Origin of the sequence: Mesorhizobium sp. CC13, assembly GCF_039907765.1 — a bacterium.
In the GTDB taxonomy this organism is placed as follows: domain Bacteria; phylum Pseudomonadota; class Alphaproteobacteria; order Rhizobiales; family Rhizobiaceae; genus Aminobacter.
In genome coordinates this window covers 288,956-305,586 of record NZ_JARDJI010000003.1, presented here as the reverse complement: position 1 = coordinate 305,586, position 16,631 = coordinate 288,956, and the positions used below count along the sequence as shown (strand labels likewise).

Here is a 16,631-nt window from a genome sequence, read left to right as displayed (position 1 = left end):
CTTTGAGGAACCCGTCGGTCGCCATGGTGCTTGCGGCCGGCCTCGGCAAGCGCATGCGGCCGATCACCGACACGATCCCCAAGCCGCTGGTGTGCATCTCCGGCAAGACCCTGCTCGACTGGGGGCTCGACAGCCTGGCCGAAGCAGGTGTCGAAAAGGCCGTCGTCAACGTCCATTACCTGCCCGACCAGATCGTCGAGCATGTTGCCTCGCGCGCCGCGCCGCGCATAGTCATTTCCGATGAGCGCGACGGCCTGCTCGATTCCGCCGGCGGCATCGTCAAGGCCCTGCCCGAGCTCGGCACCGAGCCGTTCTACATCGTCAATGCCGACACCTTCTGGATCGACGCAGGCGAACCCAATCTCACCCGCCTCGCCCTTGCCTGGGACGACGCGCGCATGGATATTCTGATCATGCTCGCGGAACTCGACCAGGCGACCGGCCATTCCGGCAGCACCGACTTCCTTCTCGCTCCGGACGGCCGGCTGAGCCGCGCCAGGGGCGCGCCCGATGGCCTGATCTATGCCGGCGCCGCCATCGTTCATCCGCGTATCTTCGCCGATGCCGCCGCCAAGCCGGCGTCGCTCAACCGCTATTTCGACGAAGCGATCGCGTCCGGACGCCTGCATGGCCTGCAGATGCGGGGCAGCTGGATCACCGTCGGCACGCCTGACGCCATCGCGCCGGCCGAGGCTGCGGTGAAAAGGGCCCTGGCAGGGGCGCGATGAGCGGCCGCGCGTCGCCACGCGTCTTCTCTATCCCGCCCGGCGCTCCCTTCCTGCCGACGCTGGCGGCATCGCTGCTCGACGGCAGCCTGATTCCCGACTTCCGCTTCGAGGGTGATCCGCTGGCGCTGGCCGACGTCACCATCTACGTGCCGACGCGCCGCGCCGCGCGCGCCCTGCGCAGCGTTTTCGTCGATGCCGCCGGCGGCCGCTCGGCCATCCTGCCGGTCATCAAGCCGCTCGGCGAGTTCGACGAGGACGAAGCCGCCTTCGGTAGCGAAGGCGCTGGTGCCCTCGACCTCGCGCCGCCGATCTCGTCCACCGACCGGCTGCTGATGCTGGCGCCGCTGGTGCGCGCCTGGAAGCGCCGCCTGCCGGCCCACGTCGCCGCCCTGTTCGAGGAAGAGGTCGTCGTTCCGGCCTCCGCCGCGGACGCCATCTGGCTGGCGCGCGACCTGGCCGGGTTGATGGACGAGATCGAGACCGAGGGCTCCGACTGGGCGAAGCTCGGCGGCCTCGTCTCGGGCGAACTGTCCAGCTGGTGGCAGGTCACGCTCGACTTCCTGTCCATCGTCACCTCAGTCTGGCCCGATCTTTTGGCCGAACGCGACCAGTCCAATCCGGCAGCGCACCGCAGCGCCCTCATCCGGCTCGAGGCCGAGCGCCTCAGGCGCAACCCGCCCACGGGCCCTGTCATCGCCGCCGGCTCCACCGGCTCCATTCCGGCCACCGCCGAGCTGCTTGCGGCCATCGCCCGCCTGCCGCGCGGCGCCGTCGTGCTGCCCGGGCTCGATGCCTCGCTCGACCAAGCCGCCTTCGATGCCATCACCGCGCCGGACCTGCGCGCCTCGGTCCTCGGCCATCCGCAATACGGCCTCGCCAAGCTGATCGGCAAGCTCGGCATCCTGCGCGGCGACGTCGAGGAGCTGGGCACGGCGTCACCGGCATTGATGCGCCGTGCGGCCATCGTCGGCGAGGCGCTGCGCCCGGCCGAGACGACCGATGCCTGGGCCGAAAAGCGCAGCAGTGTCAGCGACGCCGAGATATCGGAGGCGCTGGCCGGGGTGACGCTGCTCGAAGCCGCCCACGAGCGCGACGAGGCGGCGGCGATTGCGATCGCTTTGCGCGAGGCGGTCGCCCAGGATGGCCATCGCGCCGCTCTCGTCACGTCAGATCGCAACCTCGCCCGCCGCGTCGCCTCCGAGCTCCGCCGCTTCGGCATTCAGGCCGACGATTCCGGCGGCGTGCCGCTGGCCAACACCCCGCCCGCGGCGCTGCTGCGCACCATGGTCGAGGCGGCGATCCGCCCGGGCGATCCCGTCGCGGTGCTGTCGCTGCTCAAGCATCCGCTGCTGCGCCTCGGACTGGAGCGCTCGATCGTCAGGCGTGCGGCCGAAACCATCGAGCTCGTCGTGCTGCGCGGTGGCGTCGGCCGTCCCGATATCGCCAGGCTGGCCGAGGATTTCGATATTCGTCTCACCGGCCTCGGCGACGCCTCGCGCAAGCCGTTCTGGTTTGATCGCGTCACGGTCCGCCGCATCGACGAGGCGCGCAGCGTCGTGACCCGGCTGGTGACGGCTGTCGCACCGCTTACCGCATTTCGCGGCGACGAGGAGGTCGATCTCGCCGCAATCGTCCGCGCCACCGTCGAGGCGCTCGAAAACCTCGGGCGCGACGAAACAGGCGGGCTGGCGACGCTTTATGACGGCGACGCCGGCGCAAAGCTCGCCGAGTCGCTGCGTGGGTTGGTCTCGGCCCAGGCGAGGTTCGGTTTCGCTGCTGCCGAATGGCCCGACGTGCTCGATGCGCTGGTCGCTCCCGAGGCGGTGAAGCCGTCGCAGGGCGCCGACCGCGCCATCTCCATTTGGGGCGCACTCGAAGCGCGCCTGCTGACCGTCGACACGCTGATCATCGGCGCACTCAACGAAGGCAGCTGGCCGCGCAAGGCCGAGGCCGACCGCTTCATGTCGCGCGTCATGAAATCGGGCATCGACCTCGAACCGCCCGAGCGCCGCATCGGCCTCGCCGCCCACGATTTCCAGATGGCGATGGGCGCCAAGAACGTCGTCTTGTCGCGCTCGGCCCGTTCCGGCGACGCGCCCGCCGTGCCCTCGCGCTGGCTGCAGCGCCTGCTCACCTATGTCGGCCCCGACCACGCCGCCGTGCTGCGCAAGCGCGGCCACAGGCTGCTCGGCTGGGCCCGCCAGCTCGACGCCGGCATCAAGACCGAATTCGCCGCGCGGCCGGAACCCAAGCCGGCTGTGGACGTGCGTCCGCGCCGCTTCTCGGTCACGGAGATCGAGACGCTGCGCCGCGACCCCTACGCTGTCTATGCCCGCCGCATTCTCGGGCTGATGCCGGTCGACCCGCTGGTGCGCGACCCCGGTGCCGCCGAGCGCGGCACGCTGTTTCACGACATCCTGCACCTGTTCTCGGCAACGGTGGGCGACCCCAGGACGCCGCAGGCGCGTGACGTGCTGATCGCCGCCGGCAGGCGCTGCTTCGCCGAAGCCGCCCTGCCCGCCGATGTCGAGGCCGTCTGGTGGCCGCGCTTCGAGCGCATGGCCGACGGCATCCTCGAATGGGAGCGCAGCCGCGCCGCAGCCGTCGCCAGCCGCCATGCCGAGGAAAGTGCTGCTGCCACCGAAGTTGGCCGCACCGGCATCACGCTGTCGGGCCGCGCCGACCGCATCGATCTGCTCGCCGGCGGCATGGCCGACATCATCGACTACAAGACGGGTTCGTCGCCGTCCAAGGCGCAGGCCCACACGCTGATCGCGCCACAGCTGGCCCTCGAAGGCGCGCTGCTCCGCCGCGGCGCGTTCCGTGAACTCGGCCAGCGCGAGCCGTCGCAGCTCGCCTTCGTCCGCCTCAAGCCCAATGGCGAGGTGTTCGAGGAATCGATCCTCGAGCACAACCGCAAGCCCAAGTCGGCGGCGGAGCTGTCGGAAGAAGCCTGGATGCGGCTGGAGCAATTGCTCGTCCACTACGACGACCCGACGACCGGCTATCTTTCACGCGCCCTGCCCTTCCGCGAAGGCGAGACCGACGGCGACTACGACCATCTCGCCCGCGTTCTCGAATGGTCTGCCGGCGGCGATGGCGGTTCGGAGGGCGAGGAATGAAGAAGAAGTTCTTCGTCCCCCAGGAAACCGCAGATCGCCAGGCGCGCGCCTCCGATCCCGGCAACTCCGTCTGGGTGTCGGCCAATGCCGGCTCGGGCAAGACCCACGTGCTGTCGCAGCGCGTGATGCGGCTTCTGCTGCGCGGCACCGACCCGTCGAAGATCCTCTGCCTCACCTACACCCGCGCCGCCGCCGCCAACATGTCGAACCGCGTGTTCGCCAACCTGTCGGAATGGACCATGCTGCCCGATGTGGAGCTGGCCAAGCGCATCGCTGCCCTCGACGGTGCGCAACCCGACCGGGCGATGCTGCGCCGTGCCCGCCGTCTCTTCGCCGAGGCGCTGGAAACGCCCGGCGGCCTCAAGATCCAGACCATCCACGCCTTCTGCGAGTCGGTGCTGCACCAGTTCCCGCTCGAGGCCAACATCGCCGCCCATTTCGAGATGCTCGACCCGCAGATGGAGGCGACGCTGTTCGCCACCGCGCGGCGCGAGATGGTGACCGGCGGCGCCGCCAATCCCGAGCTGGCCGAAGCCTTCGCCATGGTGTTGGAGCGTGGCGGCGAGGCAGGGCTCGACGCCCTGCTCTCCGAGATCGTCGCCAAGCGCGACGGCCTGCGTGCTTTCATCGGCCAGGTCATGGACTTCGCCTGGCCGTTCGGCGCGCTCTACGAGGAGTTCGGCTTTTCCCAGGACGACAGCGCCGAAGGCATCGCCGCCTCCATCTGGCCGCTCCCAGGTTTCGAGCCCGAGTTCTTCAATGCCTTTGCCGTGGCGGCCGACGCCACAGATGCACGCAGCGTGCTCAACAACATCCTGCCCTTTGCGAGGCTCGCCTATGCCGAGACCGACCCGATCAAGCGTCTCGGGCTGCTCGCCGACGCCTTCCTCAAGGCCGACGGCGATCCCTACACGCCGAGCACCTTCAAGAAAGCGCTGCTCGACCGCGTGCCCGAGCTGCCCGAGCGCTACCAGGCGACCGCGGAGGCGATCATGCGTGCCTCCGACCGCCTCGCCCACTTCCGCATGCTGGAAGCGACGCGCTCAGCACTCACCATCGCCGACTGGCTGATCGCCCGCTACGAGCGGCTGAAGACCGGCCGTGGGTTTCTCGATTTCAACGACCTGATCACGCGCACGGTCAGCCTGCTCGCCCGCCCAGATGCAGGGCCGTGGGTGCAGTACAAGCTCGACAAGGGCATCGACCACATCCTGCTCGACGAGGCCCAGGACACCAGCCCCGACCAGTGGGAGGTGGTGAAGCGGCTGGCGGAGGAATTCTTCGCCGGATCCGGCGCCCGCGACCATGTCCACCGTACCGTCTTTGCCGTCGGCGACGAGAAGCAGTCGATCTATTCGTTCCAGGGGGCCGCGCCTGAATCCTTCGACGATTCCAAGCAGGAATTCGCCGCGCGCATCCGCGCTGCGGAAAGCCGCTTCGAGGACGTCACGCTGACCTGGTCGTTCCGCTCGACCGACGACGTTCTGTCGGCCGTCGACCGCGTGTTCGAGGACCCGACGGTCCGCCGTGGCGTCACCCGCGCGCCCGAGCCGCCGAGCCACAAGGCCATCCGTGCCGGCGCGCCGGGCTATGTCGAGGTCTGGCCGTCGGTCGGCACTGATGTGGTCGACGAGCCCGACGACTGGCGCAAGCCCATCGACCATGCCCATGCCCCTGCCGTCGTCGTGGCCGAGCAGGTGGCTGCGACGATCCGCAAATGGCTCGACGACGGCGAGATCATCGAAGGCACCGGCAAGCGCCTGCGCGCCGGCGACGTCATGGTGCTGGTGCGCAAGCGCGACCGCTTCGTCCATGCGCTGTCCCGCGCCCTCAAGCGCCGCGACATCCCCGTTGCCGGCGCCGACAGGCTGAGCCTGCCCGGCCACATCGCGGTCAAGGATCTGATCGCGCTCGGCCGGTTCCTCATCCAGCCCGAGGACGACCTGTCGCTGGCCGCCGTGCTGCGCAGCCCGGTCTTCGGTTTGTCCGAGGAGGCGCTGTTTGCGCTCGCCTCCGGCCGGTCGCGCAGCCGCTCGCTCATCGCCTCGCTGCGCGACGCCGCCGAGACGGATGCCGCTCTGACGGTGGTCGCCGAACAGCTCGACGCGTGGGGCACGGAGGCTGCGTTCCGGCCGGTCTTCGAGTTCTATTCCGGCGTTCTCTCTGGCGGGCGCGGGCGCGACGGCGTGCGCAAGAAGATGATCTCCCGCCTCGGCCAGGAGGCCGGCGACATTCTCGACGAGTTCCTGAATTTCTGCCTGGCGGAGGAGCGCACGGGCCTGCCCGGTCTCGAAGCTTTCCTGTCGACGCTGGAAAACGCCGGCCCAGAGATCAAGCGCGAGATGGACCAGACCCGCGACGAGGTCCGAATCATGACTGCGCACGCCGCCAAGGGTCTGGAGGCGACGGTCGTGTTCCTGGTCGACAGCGGCTCGGCGCCGTTCAGCGACCAGCATCTGCCCCGGCTGATGCCTTTCCTGCCGCGTGGAAGACATTGGCACGGCAAGGGTTACCTCTGGCGCGCCGGCGCCGACGTCGCCAATGCCTTCTCCAGGGGAGCGGCGCTCACCGCCCGCGAACTGGCCGACGACGAATACCGCCGCCTGCTCTATGTCGGCATGACCCGCGCCGAGGATCGCCTCATCGTCTGCGGCTACCATGGCAAGCGCGCGCCCGGCGGCAACACCTGGCACTCGATCGTCACGCGTGCGCTGTCGGCCGCGCCCGAGAGCGAGTTGCGCAGCCATCCCGTGGTCGCCGATCTCCAGGTCCACCGCTTCCGCGTCACGCCCCTGTCGGGTGCAGCCGAGGTTGCGCCCGAACCCGAGGCCGCGGAAGTTTTCGCGCCCGCCCGGTTGCCCGAAACCCTGTTCGACCGCCCTCCGCCCTTCGAGGACCTGCCGCGACCGCTGTCGCCGTCGGGCGCCTCGGCCCTGATCGAGGGGACGCAGGAGGTCGTCATCTCCGGCCGCTCGCCGGTTCTCGACGCGGAAGCCGAGCCCGCTTTTGCCATTGCCCGCGGTTCGGCGCTGCACCGCCTGCTGCAGATGCTGCCGCGCCTCGATCCCGACCAGCGCCGTGCGACCGCCGAGCGCTACCTCGCCCGCGCCGGCCGGGATTGGGACGGCGCGCAGCGTGCTGCGGCTCTCGCCTCGGTGCTGTCGATCCTCGACGACGAACGTTTCGCTCCCCTCTTCTCGCCCTCCTCCCGCGCCGAGGTCTCGGTCATGGGCAGTCTGGACGTGCGCGGCAAGCCGCGCTCGGTGTCCGGCAAGATCGACCGGCTGGCGATCACCGATGACGAGGTTTTGATCGTCGACTACAAGACCAACAACGTGCCGCCGGTATCGATCGACCAAGTGCCGGAGGCCTACGTCGTGCAGCTTGCGCTCTACCGGGCGCTGCTCCAGCCGCTCTATCCCGGCAGAACCGTCTCGGCCGCGCTGCTCTTCACGGAGGCGCCTCGTCTCATCCCCTTGCCCGCTGCGGCGATGGACGCCGCCCTTGTTCGACTCACCCAAGCGTGACACAAGGGGTGCTTGACCACGGGTCCGCGCACTACCACATATGGCGCGACAGCTAACCGCAAGAGGATCGGCATCATGGCCACCGTCAAGATCGACAACAGCAACTTCAAGTCCGGCGTGCTCGAAGCCAAGGAGCCCGTCGTGGTCGATTTCTGGGCGGAATGGTGCGGCCCCTGCAAGATGATCGGTCCGTCGCTCGAGGAAATTTCCGACGAGCTGGCCGGCAAGGTGAAGATCACCAAGGTCAACATCGACGAGAACCCCGAAATCGCCGCCCAGTTCGGCGTGCGCTCGATCCCGACGCTGATGATCTTCAAGGGCGGCGAAGTGGCCGACATCAAGGTTGGCGCGGCCCCCAAGACCGCCCTGTCTCACTGGATCGCCGGCAACGTCTGAGCGAACTGCTTTCGAATACGAAAAAGCCCGGCACTGCCGGGCTTTTTTGTTGGGAAATTCGTGAGGATCAGGTCGGCGGCGTGCCGTTCTCGGCCAGCACCTCTCCCACCAGGTAGAGCGAGCCGCCGATCAGGATGCGCGGCGCAGGCTCGTTCTCGTCCCAGGTGTCGCGCAACAGCATCAGCGCATTGGCGACCGAACTCACCGGTTCGGCCGAAAGCCCGGCCTCGGTCGCGCGCACGGCCAGTTCCTCGTTGGGCACGCCGCTTTCGCTCATCCGCACCGGCACGGTGTAGACATGCCGTGCCATGCCGTGGAACGGCTTGAAATAGCCGGTCTGGTCCTTGGTGTTGATCATGCCGGAGATCAGGAACAGCGGCCGCTGCATCTTCTCCTCCTGTTCGGTCAGCGCCTCGGCGATCACGGTGCCGGCGCCCGGATTGTGGCCGCCGTCGATCCACACCTCCGCGCCCTTGGGCGCGAGATCGGTCAGCGCGCCTTGCGGCAGGCGCTGCATGCGGCCGGGCCAGGTGACGGAGGCCATCGCCTTGTCGGCGATGCGCTCATCCACGGGGAAGCCGGCGGATTTCACCGCCGCGATCGCTGCCGCCGCATTGGCGTACTGGTGGCGGCCCGGCAGGCGCGGCGGGGTGAGATCCATGAGTCCGGTCTGGTCCTGGTAGACCATGCGGCCGTTTTCCTCGAAGGCAACGAAATCCTGGCCATAGACCTCGAGCGGGCAATTCAGCCGTTCGGCCGTGTCGATCAGCACCTGCTGCGCCGCCTCGGTTTCCTGGGCGCCGATGACCACCGGGCAGCCGCGCTTGACGATGCCGGCCTTCTCGGCGGCGATCAGCTCGACCTTGTCGCCGAGATAGGCTTCGTGGTCCATCGAGACTGGCATGATCACCGAGCAGGCCGGCTTCCCGATCACGTTGGTGGCGTCGAAACGTCCGCCAAGCCCTACCTCGATGATGCAAGCGTCGGCCGGATGCTCGGAGAACAGCACGAAGGTGACGGCGGTCAGGATCTCGAAGACGGTGATCTTTTCGCCCCGATTGGCCTCGCCGACGCGGCGCACCGCATCCGCCAGCACGTCATCGGCCACCAGCTTGCCGCCGCCGGGTGCGGCCAGGCGGTAGCGCTCGTGCCAGTTCACCAGATGCGGCGAGGTATGGACGTGGACGAGCCGACCCTGCGCCTCAAGCAAAGCGCGCGAGAACGCTGCACAAGAGCCCTTGCCGTTGGTGCCGGCAATATGGATCACAGGCGGGATGTGATCCTGCGGATTGCCGAGCCTGTCGAGCAGCCGGGTGATGCGGTCGAGCGAAAGGTCGAAGCCCTTCGGGTGAAGCGCCAGAAGGCGCTCGATTTCGACGTCGGCTTCGAGCGTGGTCATGGCATTTCCCCGGGCACTACGCTGCTATGGACGGATCAGGCCTGCGGGCGGCGCTCCGGCGCCGGCGCGATAGGCGGCAGGATCTCGGCCTCAGCCGGCTTGGCTTCCACCGGCGCCTTGACCAAGATCTTGAGCAGGTTGGCGATGGTCGACTTCATCTCCAGTCGCGACACCACCATGTCGACCATGCCGTGCTCCATAAGGTACTCGGAGCGTTGGAAGCCGTCGGGCAGCTTCTCGCGGATGGTCTGCTCGATGACGCGGGGGCCGGCAAACCCGATCAGCGCGCCGGGCTCGGCGATGTGCACGTCGCCCAGCATCGCATAGGAGGCGGTGACGCCGCCTGTGGTCGGGTTGGTCAGCACCACGATGTAGGGCAGGCCGGCCTCCTTGAGCCGGTCGAGCGCCACCGTCGTGCGCGGCAGCTGCATGAGGGACAAGATGCCCTCCTGCATGCGAGCGCCGCCCGAGGCGGCAAACAGGATCAGCGGCCGCTTCTTTTCCAGCGCAACCTCGAAGGCGCGGATGATGGCGTCGCCGGCGGCCATGCCGAGCGAACCGCCCATGAAGGCGAAGTCCTGCACGGTGACGACGACCGGCAGGCCCTCGACCTTGCCGGTGGCCGACAGGATCGCGTCTTCCAGGCCGGTCTTGGCCTTGGCGTCCTTCAGTCGGTCGACATAACGCTTCTCGTCGCGGAACTTCAGCGGGTCGACCATGACCTTCGGGTTGTCGATGACCTCATAGCGGCCCTCGTCGAAGAAGAAGCGCAGCCGCTCCTTCGCCGAGATCTTCATGTGGTGGCCCGACGACGGGATGACGTACTGGTTTTCCTCGAGGTCCTTGTGGAACACCATCTCGCCGCTCTCGGGATCCTTGATCCAGAGGTTTTCCGGCATCTCGCGACGGCCGAGCATCGAGTTGATCTTCGGACGAACGAAGTTCGTGATCCAGTTCATGGTTTTGGTCCTCTTCGAACCTAGGACATGGGATATTTATTGGGCGGCGGCAAGGCGCGCGGCACGAATGCCTTGGGACAAGCCGTTGACCAGCGTCGCCACCGCCTCGGCCGGGTCGGCGGTCTTCTCGCCCTTCGGGCCGATGACATTGGCCACCGCATTGACGATCGCCGTGCCGACGACCACGCCGTCGGCCGAGCCGCCGATAGTGCGCGCCTGTTCGGCGGTCTTGACGCCGAAGCCGACGCAGACCGGCAGGTCGGTATGCGCCTTGATGCGCTTCACCGCCTCGCTCACCTTGGCCGTGTCGGCCAGCGCCGAGCCGGTGATGCCGGTCATCGACACGTAGTAGACGAAGCCGGACGTGTTCTCGAGCACCTTGGGCAGGCGCTTGTCGTCGGTCGTCGGCGTCGCCAGGCGGATGAAGTTGATGCCGGCCTTGAGCGCCGGGATGCACAGCTCGGCATCCATCTCCGGCGGCAGGTCGACGACGATCAGCCCGTCGATGCCCGAAGCGACGGCGTCTTCGAGGAAGCGGCCGACGCCGTAGATGTAGATGGGGTTGTAGTAGCCCATCATCACGATCGGCGTGTCGTTGTCGTCCTTGCGGAATTCGCGCGCCATCTGCAGCGTCTTCGCAAGCGTCTGGCCGGCCTTCAGCGCGCGCAGGCCGGCGGCCTGGATCGCCGGGCCGTCGGCCATCGGGTCGGAGAAGGGCATGCCGAGCTCGATGATGTCGCTGCCGGCCTTGGGCAGCGCTTTCATGATCGACAGCGACGTCTCGTAGTCGGGATCGCCGCCCATGAAATAGGTCACGAGCGCCGGGCGTCCCTCGGCCTTCAGCTTCGCCATGCGGCGGTCGATGCGGGTGGTCGTCATGTTCAGATCTCCATGCCCAGCATCTTGGCAACCGTATGCACGTCCTTGTCGCCGCGGCCGGACAGGTTGACGATCATGATCTTGTCCTTGCCCATCGTCGGCGCGGTCTTCACCGCATAGGCGATCGCGTGGGCGGATTCGAGCGCCGGGATGATGCCTTCAACCTTCGTGGTCAGCTGGAACGCGTCGAGCGCCTCGTCGTCGAGGATCGGCTGGTAGTCGACGCGGCCGGTGTCGCGCAGCCACGAATGCTCAGGGCCGACGCCGGGATAGTCGAGGCCGGCAGAGATCGAATGGCCGTCGAGGATCTGGCCGTCCTCGTTCTGCAAGAGATACGTGCGGTTGCCGTGCAGCACGCCGGGCTTGCCGGCATTCATCGAGGCGCAGTGCTCGATGCCGTCGAGGCCGCGGCCGCCGGCTTCGATGCCGACGATCTTGACGCTGCGGTCATCGAGGAAGGGATGGAACAGGCCGATGGCGTTGGAGCCGCCGCCGACGGCTGCCACGATCATGTCGGGCAGGCGGCCTTCCTGCTCCAGCACCTGCTGGCGCGCCTCCGAGCCGATCACCGACTGGAAGTCCCGCACCAGTTCCGGATAGGGGTGCGGGCCGGCGGCGGTGCCGATCAGGTAGTAGGTGTCGTGCACGTTGGTGACCCAGTCGCGCAGCGCCTCGTTCATGGCATCCTTCAGCGTGCCGTGGCCGGCGCTGACCGGACGCACTTCGGCGCCGAGCAGCTTCATGCGGAAGACATTGGGCTTCTGCCGCTCGACGTCGGTGGCGCCCATGTAGACGAAGCAGGGGAAGCCGAAGCGTGCGGCGACGGTCGCGGACGCCACGCCGTGCTGGCCGGCACCGGTCTCGGCGATGATGCGGGTCTTGCCCATGCGCTTGGCCAAAAGGATCTGGCCCAGGCAGTTGTTGATCTTGTGCGAGCCCGTGTGGTTCAGGTCCTCGCGCTTGAAGTAGATCTTGGCGCCGCCGAGATGACGGGTCAGGCCCTCGGCGCAATAGAGCTTGGACGGCCGGCCGGCATAGAAGGTCGACAGCTCGTTGAGCTCCGCCTTGAAGGCCGGGTCGTTCTTGGCCTCGTCCCAGTGGCGCTGCAGATCGAGGATCAGCGGCATCAGCGTCTCGGCGACGAAGCGGCCGCCGAATATGCCGAACATGCCCTGCTCGTCGGGTCCGGTGCGGAAGGAATTGGGCTCTGCCGGCTGGTTCAAGGCCGATCTCCTTGCGGCTGGAGGCACACTCAGGCGGCGCTGTCTTCGCGCGCGGCCCGGACGGCCCTGAAGAAATTGTCGATCAGCGCCGCATCCTTGACGCCCGGTGCGCTTTCCACGCCCGAGGAAATATCGATGCCGGGCGGGGCAGCACACCTGAGGGCGTCGCCGATATTGGCGGCGTTCAAGCCACCGGAAAGCATGTAATCGACGGAGGCGTCAAGGCCCGCAAGCAGCCGCCAGTCGAAGGAGACGCCATTGCCGCCGGGCAATTCGGAGCCGGCGGGCGGCTTGGCGTCGAAAAGCAGGCGGTCGGCGATGCCGCCATAGGGCATGATCGCGTCGAAATCCTTGGCCTCGCGAATGGAAAAGGCCTTCATCACGGGCAGGCCGTAGCGCGCCTTCACCTCGGCCACGCGCGCCGGCGTCTCCTTGCCATGCAGCTGCAGCATGTCGGGCTCAACCGCGGCCACGATCGCGTCGAGGGAGGCATCGTCGGCGTCGACCGTCACGGCCACTGCCTGCGCCCGGCCCTTCGCCGCCTGGCGCAGCTGTGCGGCAAGCGTGGGCGAGACGTTGCGCGGGCTCTTGGCGAAGAAGATGAAGCCGACATGGCTCGCGCCGTTGCCAAGCGCGGCTTCAAGCGTGTCGGCGGTGCTCAGGCCACAGATCTTGATGTCGAGTGCCATGGGTCGGGATTGGCACGAAACGGTGGCGGAGTCGAGGAAAGCTTGCGAACAGGGAGTAGCAAGTAGCGAATAGGGAATGGCGAGTAGCGAATGGCAAATGGTCTGCCGCGGCTGGTCGGCCTGGCCGGGGCGCATTGTCCAGGCGCGACCCCACTACTCACTATTCGCCATTCCCTATTCGCTACTCGAACACGATCGCCTGCAACGCCCCGCCGTTGCGCTTGAGCCATGCCTTGCAGCGCTCGGTGTCTGGGCAAAGCTCCTCGCACAGCTTCCAGAATTTCGGGCCGTGGTTCATCTCCCTGAGATGCGCGACCTCGTGGGCGACGAGATAATTGATGACCGGCGCCGGCGCCATCATGATCCGCCACGAGAACGACAATGTGCCGTCGGAGGTGCACGAGCCCCAGCGGCTGGAGGTGTCGCGGAAGCGGATCGCCTTGGCGCGCCGACCGGCGGCCTCGCAGTGCCTTGCCACCATCATTTCTATGTCGCGCTTGGCTTCGCGCTTGAGGAAATCGGCAACGCGGCGGGCCAGATGCGCGCGATCGCCATGGACGACCAGCGTCGGCCCGGTTTCGTCTTCGCTCAGGCGCACGGTGCCGCGCGTACCCCCTTCGTGAACGATGAGATGCGGGACACCGCGAATGGGTATCTTGATGCCGGGACGCACTTGCGGCCGGTCGGGAACCTTGGCGAGGCGTTGTTCCAGCCAGCCCTGGTGGCGGGTGAGGAAGCGCTCGACCTCGCCCTGGCGCAGGCCGGGCGGCACGGTAATGCGCAGGCCTCGGCCGCCCGCGTCGATGCGCAGCGTCAGCCGCCGCGCCCGGTCGTTCTCGACGATGCGCAGCGGCAGCGTCCGGCCGGCAACCACGTGGTCCCGCTCCTGTACAGGGGCGGGTGCGGGCTTTGCCAGCTTGCGGAAGAAGCCAAAGGACATGGGCGCGAGACTAGATGATTCGAGGGAATTGGGCGCAATAGAAAACGGCGCCGCGTTCACGGCGCCGTTGGCGTTCATCGTCGAGGCGTTGCCTCAGTCGTCGAGCAGGCCGGACTTGCCGCCCTTCTTGGGCGTGACCGTGGGCGCGGTCGGCTTGTTGCGGTTCGCCATGAAGCGGTCGAACTCGTCCTGGTCCTTGGCCCGGCGCAGTTCGCGGGCATAGGCGTCGAATTCGTCGCGCATCTCGTCCAGCTTGCGGCGCTCCTCGTTGAGGCGCTCGAGTTCCTTCTCGCGCCAGTCGTCGAAGGCGACGTTGCCGGTCCGGGCGGTGGCCCGGTAGGAAGCCCGGCGGCAGCCGGCGAAGACGCCGTCCGTCGCGCGGTTCACGTCACGCTTGAAGCCGTCAAGCCGGTCGCCCCAGATGATGTAGGCAAGCATGGCGAGGCCGAGCGGCCAGAACACCATGAAGCCGATCACCATCAACGCGATGGTTGCCGGCGTCCAAGCCGGACGGATCAGTGCAGTCGTGGTCATCTAGATTGCCGTTCCTTTGTTCGAGGCAGCCGGGGAAAAAGCTGCTCCAATCGACATGGGATGGCAAAAATGGCGATTCAAGACGGCGTCGTCCAAAACCGGACAAGGCTCTGGAAAGGCGATCCTTTTTTGAGGTTCTCCAGGACCAGCACCACCAGCCCCGCGACGAGCCCCCAGAACGCCGAGCCAACGCCGAACAGGGTGAGCCCGGATGCGGTAACCACGAAGGCCGTCGTTGCCGCCATGCGGTGGTGGTCGTCCTTGAGCGCGATCGCCAGCGCATTGGCGAGCGAAGCCATCAGCGCCAGCCCCGCCACCAGCACGATCAGGCTCGGCGGCAGCACTGCGAAGATTGCCACCAGCGAGGCGCCGAAGGCGGCGAATACCAGATAGGCCAGCGCGTAGAACGGCCCCGTCTTCCAGCGCTCGGCCATGTCGGGATGCACGTCCGGGCCGGTGCAGATCGCCGCCGAGATCGCCGCCAGGTTGGTGGTCGAGGCGCCGAAGGGCGCCGACAGGATCGAGAACAGCCCGGTCACCCCGATCAGCGGGGCGGGTTCGGGGTGGTAGCCGGCGGCGCGCAGCACGGCCAGACCCGAAAGGTTCTGCGAGGCCATGGTGACGAGGTAGAGCGGCAGTGCCAGGCCGAAGATGGCGGCTAGGCTCAATTCGGGCATGATCAGCGTCAGCGTAGAAAGCTCCGGCGCCGGCAGGCTGCCGACGCGGCCGGTGAGGAATGCGGCAAGCCCGCCGCCGACCAGGACCACCAGCACCGACAGCGCCGGATTGTAGAGCCGGATCAGGAAGAAGGCGGCGATCAGCGGCACGATCAGCCAGGGGTCGGACGGCACCGTCTTGGCGGCGTTGATGGCGAAGGTGACGACGATGCCGGCGAGCATGCCCGAGGCCACCGAGGCCGGGATGCGCGAGATCAGCTGCGTCAGCGGCTTGATGAGGCCGGTCAGCACCAGCAGCGCGCCGGCGACCAGGAAGGCGCCGACAGCCTCGCCGATGGAAAAGCCGCTGCTGGCGGCGATCAGCGCCGCACCCGGCGTCGACCAGGCGGAGATGACCGGCATCTTGGTCCGCCATGACAGCCAGGCCGTCTCGAAGGCCATGGCGAGGCAGATGGCGGTGACCCAGCTCGCCGTCTGTATGTGCGTCGCTCCCACCGCGTTCGCCGCGGCGATGATGATGGCGAGCGTGCCGCCGAAGCCGACGATCGCCGCGACGAAGGCCGAGATCGGGATCGAGGCGCGCATCAGCCCGCCGCCCTTGCGATGGTTTCGCCAACCGCGCGGGTCATCAGCTCGAGGTCCTCAGGCCGCGACAGGCGGTGGTCGCCGGCGGGCACCAAGGACAGCGTCGCGTCGTCGGCGGGCAAAAGGCTCATCAGCTTCAGCGCGTGGCTGTGCGGCACGTCGGGGTCGGCCAGCCCCTGGATGATGTGGACGGGACAATGGGTGTGGATAGGAGCGGTCATGACGAGGTTCTGGCGACCATCCTCGATCAGCGCGCGGGTGTAGATGTAGGGCTCGGGCGAATACTCCGACGGCTCCTCGAAATAACCCTTCTCGGCCAGCTCCAGGCGCTGCGCGTCGGTCAGCTGCGGCTCCACCAGCTCGACGGTGAAGTCCGGCGCCGGTGCCAGCAGCACCAGCCCCGCGACCCGCTCGCCCTCGCCCGCTTTGTTGAGTTCCTCGTTCATGCGCAACGCAATCCATGCGCCCATCGACGAGCCGACCAGCACCTGCGGGCCTTCGGTGAATTTGCGGAACACGGCGAGGCTTTCGGCCAGCCATTTCGAGATCGTGCCGTCGGCGAATGCGCCGCCGCTTTCGCCGTGACCGGAATAGTCGTGGCGCAGGAAGCTCCGCCCTTCGCCCGCAGCCCAGCCGGCCAGCGTCTCGGCCTTGGTGCCCAGCATGTCGGACTTGTAGCCGCCGAGCCAGACGAGGCCCGGCGCCTTGCCGGGCTGCCTGCGGTAGGCGATGCGTTTGCCGTCGACTTCGATGAAGGCTGGAGCACTTGCGGTCATGTCGGATCCCCTTGGCCGGACTTGTGGCATAGCTCGGCTATGGCGAACAGTCTCGCCAAAAACCTTCGTTTGGCGCAGTCCGCATACACAGTTGCTGGTGATTTGTTGTGATTGCTGTGCTATTGACATCGCCCGCGCGCTACCCACATTGGCGCGTCCGAAACCCATCGAACGTCAATGGCTCGAGGAGACCACGA

Annotated in this window: 13 protein-coding genes; 4 read left to right on the top strand and 9 right to left on the bottom strand. The window is 67.6% G+C overall.

Annotation, left to right across the window (positions count from 1 at the left end; all coding sequences use genetic code 11):
* The first annotated feature begins 23 nt into the window (after positions 1-23).
* The 4 genes from PV773_RS07335 to trxA all read left to right on the top strand — a co-directional run bounded on the left by PV773_RS07335 (position 24) and on the right by trxA (position 7,773).
* The gene (locus PV773_RS07335; RefSeq protein WP_347965818.1) at positions 24-728 is read left to right on the top strand and encodes a nucleotidyltransferase family protein; all 705 of its coding nucleotides are present in this window, start codon (positions 24-26) and stop codon (positions 726-728) included.
* The gene (gene addB, locus PV773_RS07330) at positions 725-3,850 is read left to right on the top strand and encodes a double-strand break repair protein AddB (RefSeq protein WP_347965708.1); all 3,126 of its coding nucleotides are present in this window, start codon (positions 725-727) and stop codon (positions 3,848-3,850) included. The genes PV773_RS07335 and addB overlap by 4 nt, the downstream gene beginning before the upstream one ends.
* The gene (gene addA / locus PV773_RS07325; RefSeq protein ID WP_347965707.1) at positions 3,847-7,377 is read left to right on the top strand and encodes a double-strand break repair helicase AddA; all 3,531 of its coding nucleotides are present in this window, start codon (positions 3,847-3,849) and stop codon (positions 7,375-7,377) included. Before addB ends, addA begins: the two co-directional genes overlap by 4 nt.
* Positions 7,378-7,452: 75 nt before the next feature.
* On the top strand, positions 7,453-7,773 hold the full coding sequence (gene trxA / locus PV773_RS07320) for a thioredoxin (protein ID WP_340038529.1): 321 nt from the start codon (positions 7,453-7,455) through the stop codon (positions 7,771-7,773).
* 67 nt (positions 7,774-7,840) lie between these two features.
* Here the strand turns inward: trxA and PV773_RS07315 are convergent, their stop codons facing one another.
* From PV773_RS07315 to PV773_RS07275, 9 genes are all read right to left on the bottom strand, one after another.
* Complete coding sequence (locus PV773_RS07315) at positions 7,841-9,172, bottom strand: folylpolyglutamate synthase/dihydrofolate synthase family protein (protein ID WP_347965706.1); 1,332 nt, start codon at positions 9,170-9,172, stop codon at positions 7,841-7,843.
* A 35-nt stretch (positions 9,173-9,207) separates the two neighbouring features.
* Complete coding sequence (gene accD / locus PV773_RS07310; protein ID WP_347965705.1) at positions 9,208-10,131, bottom strand: acetyl-CoA carboxylase, carboxyltransferase subunit beta; 924 nt, start codon at positions 10,129-10,131, stop codon at positions 9,208-9,210.
* Positions 10,132-10,167: 36 nt separating this feature from the next.
* Complete coding sequence (gene trpA / locus PV773_RS07305; protein WP_347965704.1) at positions 10,168-11,010, bottom strand: tryptophan synthase subunit alpha; 843 nt, start codon at positions 11,008-11,010, stop codon at positions 10,168-10,170.
* A gap of 2 nt (positions 11,011-11,012) precedes the next feature.
* A complete protein-coding gene (trpB, locus tag PV773_RS07300) occupies positions 11,013-12,233 on the bottom strand; it encodes a tryptophan synthase subunit beta (protein WP_347965703.1) in 1,221 nt (406 codons plus the stop codon).
* Between the two features lie 29 nt (positions 12,234-12,262).
* Positions 12,263-12,922 carry a phosphoribosylanthranilate isomerase gene (locus PV773_RS07295; protein ID WP_347965702.1) on the bottom strand — a complete coding sequence of 220 codons (660 nt, stop codon included), beginning with the start codon at positions 12,920-12,922 and terminating at the stop codon, positions 12,263-12,265.
* Between the two features lie 181 nt (positions 12,923-13,103).
* Positions 13,104-13,862, bottom strand: a complete 759-nt coding sequence (locus PV773_RS07290; RefSeq protein WP_347965701.1) for a M48 family metallopeptidase — start codon at positions 13,860-13,862, stop codon at positions 13,104-13,106.
* 93 nt (positions 13,863-13,955) lie between these two features.
* Positions 13,956-14,396 (bottom strand): DUF2852 domain-containing protein, encoded by a 441-nt coding sequence (locus PV773_RS07285; RefSeq protein ID WP_347965700.1) that lies wholly within the window; start codon positions 14,394-14,396, stop codon positions 13,956-13,958.
* 77 nt (positions 14,397-14,473) lie between these two features.
* Positions 14,474-15,658, bottom strand: coding sequence for a benzoate/H(+) symporter BenE family transporter (locus PV773_RS07280; protein ID WP_347965699.1), 1,185 nt, complete (start codon positions 15,656-15,658; stop codon positions 14,474-14,476).
* Positions 15,658-16,434: an alpha/beta hydrolase gene (locus PV773_RS07275; protein ID WP_347965698.1), complete on the bottom strand. Its 777-nt coding sequence runs from the start codon at positions 16,432-16,434 to the stop codon at positions 15,658-15,660. Before PV773_RS07275 ends, PV773_RS07280 begins: the two co-directional genes overlap by 1 nt.
* Positions 16,435-16,631 lie beyond the last annotated feature (197 nt).